This window comes from Streptomyces sp. DH12, assembly GCF_020873895.1.
Taxonomy (GTDB): Bacteria; Actinomycetota; Actinomycetes; order Streptomycetales; family Streptomycetaceae; genus Streptomyces.
The window spans coordinates 1-426 of the sequence record NZ_JAHWGT010001305.1 but is presented as its reverse complement, the minus strand read 5'-3'; the positions used below and the strand labels follow the sequence as shown (position 1 = coordinate 426).

Annotated in this window: 1 protein-coding gene; it reads left to right on the top strand. The window is 68.3% G+C overall.

Annotated elements, in window-relative coordinates; all coding sequences use genetic code 11:
- Nucleotides 1-426, top strand: a 426-nt coding sequence (rpsC, locus tag LPA54_RS39805; protein ID WP_228985287.1) for a 30S ribosomal protein S3, incomplete at both ends; no start/stop codon positions are given.

The window sequence follows — 426 nt, the reverse complement described above, 5'->3', positions numbered from 1 at the left end:
ACATCCACACCGCGCGTCCGGGCATCGTGATCGGCCGCCGTGGCGCCGAGGCCGACCGCATCCGCGGCGACCTCGAGAAGCTCACCGGCAAGCAGGTCCAGCTGAACATCCTCGAGGTCAAGAACCCCGAGACCGACGCTCAGCTGGTCGCCCAGGCCGTCGCCGAGCAGCTTTCCTCCCGCGTCTCCTTCCGCCGCGCCATGCGTAAGAGCATGCAGTCGGCCATGAAGGCGGGCGCCAAGGGCATCAAGATCCAGTGCGGCGGCCGCCTCGGCGGCGCCGAGATGTCCCGCTCGGAGTTCTACCGCGAGGGCCGCGTGCCCCTGCACACGCTCCGCGCGAACGTGGACTACGGCTTCTTCGAGGCCAAGACGACCTTCGGCCGCATCGGCGTGAAGGTCTGGATCTACAAGGGCGACGTCAAGA